Source organism: Caballeronia arationis (genome assembly GCF_001544975.2).
Classification (GTDB): domain Bacteria; phylum Pseudomonadota; class Gammaproteobacteria; order Burkholderiales; family Burkholderiaceae; genus Caballeronia; species Caballeronia arationis.
This window is the reverse complement of record NZ_FCOG02000342.1, coordinates 1-2,645: the sequence shown is the minus strand read 5'-3', so window position 1 is coordinate 2,645 and position 2,645 is coordinate 1. Positions and strand designations below refer to the sequence as shown.

Genomic DNA, 2,645 nt, shown 5'->3' with positions numbered 1-2,645 from the left:
CATGCGGCGGGCCTCGGCGGCACGCACGTCGTCTAGCGCCAGATTCATCTTGGCGACGATGTGGAAGCGGTCGAGGATGTTCAGGGCCTGGGGGCAGTGCTTGGCAACGAGTTGCAGGTAAGGTTTCCACATGTCCGAGCAGACAAACTCGACCTTGGCGGCGAGTTCTGTGCCGATTAGCGCGAAGAAGTTCTCAAAGCTTTCCGTGGTGCGCTCGCGCCCGACCCACAGCAGGCGAATGCAGCCGGCTTCAATCTGGCAGACCAGCGTCAGATATTGATGGCCTCGACCGTACTGAATCTCGTCAACGCCAAAAGCGCGAATCGGACCGAGCGTGCGGTGTTCCAGTCCCCATTGCACGACCCATTCGACTGCCTGGCTGACCTTCTCCCAGCTCGTATGGAAGCTGCGCGCCGTTTCCTGCCAGGAGAGCTTGCGTGCCCAGTGAGCCAGATGCAGCATGTACGCTTTGGTCAGCGTGTGTTTGCCGATCCCCCAGGGCACCTGTTCGACCTTGACCCCGCAACCTCGGCACTGCACGCGCCGCATCGCGTACAGTAAGATCACGGCAAAGCCCCAAATCGGGATGAACTCGAAGCGGCGCACCGCCAAGGTGTCGTAGCCGCGCGCCTGCTGGCCACAGCCAGAGCAGCGCGGCCGCGAGCCGCGCCGGGGACGTACGTCAATTTCGATGGTGTTGGACGCTTCGCACAGTCGAGCGCCTTGGTAGACGAAGCCGCGAAAGTGATGGCAGGCATTGAGCAAGCGGGTAAGCAGCATGGTCGGTAAGCGCCAGATAATCCGTCACCCATCGATTGTCTCACCCGAGGAGACGGCCCTTGAGCGCTACGTCCCAGACCTGGCGAACTGGCCGAGATCTTGGAGCGTCGATGAATCTGATGCTGCCATCGGCCAGCAGATCCTCGACGTTCTCCGGCCGTTCCTGCTTGAACTGCTTGCGCAGCAACGCTCCAAGAAGACCTTGCGCCGCGATCGTGACCATCTCTGGATGCTGGGCGGCGAGCTCATCCGGCGGCGCTGCGACGATCCCGATCTGGCCGCGCTACCCGTGGCAACCCTGCTGTTTAACCTCATCGAGGAGGATGGCGGTCCCTCATCTGGCCGCGCATCTCCGAGTCCGAGCAGAAATCCTTCGATGCCACCTGCCGAAAGCTCTATCGCTATCTCGATCGATCTCAAAGCGCCTAACCGCGGCTGAATCCACCCATAGATTCCGCGGACGAGCCATCAAATTAAATCTTTCAACGTGGAACTGCGGCAGACGTAGACTGCGTCGAGCGTTCAACTGACATGTTGACGAAAGCATTCGCAATGCGAACGAAATAAAACCGTCAATTCGCATATGTCCGCATTCAGCCGTATATCGAACGCTTTTTTCGGAACCATCGCCAATAGGCTGTCGTCCAGATTACCTGGTTACAACGGGTCGCATCCACACGATGTGCGTCGAGCACTGTCTGACCCGAAGGGTAACCTGCGTTTATACGTATCGCTCGACGAGCTCGATGAGCTCGTCGAGTTTGCGATCGCGAGCTACCATGGAACACCACACACTGGGCTCAACAATGTCACGCCGCTTGAGGCGATGGAGTATTTCTTGCGGGGGCGTCAGCAACTGCTCACGTGGCTCCCTGAACGTCATCGGCGCAACTTATGTCTGTTGCAGTCTGCGAGACGCTGCCAAGTGCGCGCGTATCTTGACAAAGGGGTCCGGCCGCATATCAACCTCTACGGCGTGCGTTATACGAGCGATGTGCTGGCATGCAGCACTTCTCTGATAGGCAAAAGGTTGCTCATTTATTTGAGCACCGACGACCTGCGTAGCGTTCGCGCGTTTCTGGACGGCCGTACAGAACTGGGTGTACTCGACGCACAAGGCGCGTGGCGAGTGATGCCTCACAACCTCAAATTGAGGCAGGAGATCCTCAAAGCAAAGGGTCGCCGCCGACCGAGTGCGGCCTTCGACGCAAGTCGTATCGAAGAGTACGTCCGAAAGAAATTTCATAAAAAGCAAAGGGCACCCGCAGGGCAGCGTCCGACCTGTCCCACGTGGTGCGCCTTCTCTCTTGCGCGCCGACAGTGCGAACGCCCCAGGGGCCGGTAACCGCCTCAATTGGTGCGAATCCATCGACCCACGAAGTCCCAACGACAGAGCGTGGTGATACGGCCATGCCGTCGGCACCAACACGCGCACGCAAGCTTGGTATCGGCACTGGCCAAGTCTTTTGAAGACGAAATGTGCGGGAGGAGCATCATGCCAGTTGAGATACAACGCCCAGTCGATCCATCGCTGCACCCGCTCGCGACCGGGAATTATCGGATCGCCACACCCGCGATCGAAGCGCTCTACGAGTTAGTGGTTCGGTGCCTTCGTTATCGGATCATGGGCGCCTGATTTATGGACCTTCGCGCATCGGTAAAACACGAGCGATCGAGTATATTCGCCTTTTGCTGGCGCGCAACAATCTCGATATCCCCGGCGGCCTCAAAAGTGAGGTGCAACACTTATTTCGTATAAGGTGTTGCAATGCCCGACAAAACTACTTCATACCAGCACCTTCAACCTGAAGAACGCCTCGCCATCGCAAGCCTACGACTGCAGGACGTGAGCATTCGGGCCATGG

General features: G+C 58.3%; 2 protein-coding genes and 1 pseudogene. 2 read left to right on the top strand and 1 reads right to left on the bottom strand.

Translation table 11 applies throughout. The features are described 5' to 3' along the window. Nucleotides 1–780: transposase (locus AWB81_RS41915; RefSeq protein WP_200822637.1), on the bottom strand; the 780-nt coding region annotated here is incomplete at its 3' end. Between AWB81_RS41915 and AWB81_RS41910 the strand changes: the two genes are divergently transcribed. Both AWB81_RS41910 and AWB81_RS49070 read left to right on the top strand, forming a co-directional pair. Beyond that, nucleotides 779–1,219: a hypothetical protein gene (locus AWB81_RS41910; protein ID WP_235026223.1), complete on the top strand. Its 441-nt coding sequence runs from the start codon at nt 779–781 to the stop codon at nt 1,217–1,219. The genes AWB81_RS41915 and AWB81_RS41910 overlap by 2 nt on opposite strands. Before the next feature lie 1,056 nt (nt 1,220–2,275). Then, nucleotides 2,276–2,484, top strand: a pseudogene (locus tag AWB81_RS49070) (ATP-binding protein); the annotation flags it as partial. Nucleotides 2,485–2,645: the final 161 nt, after the last annotated feature.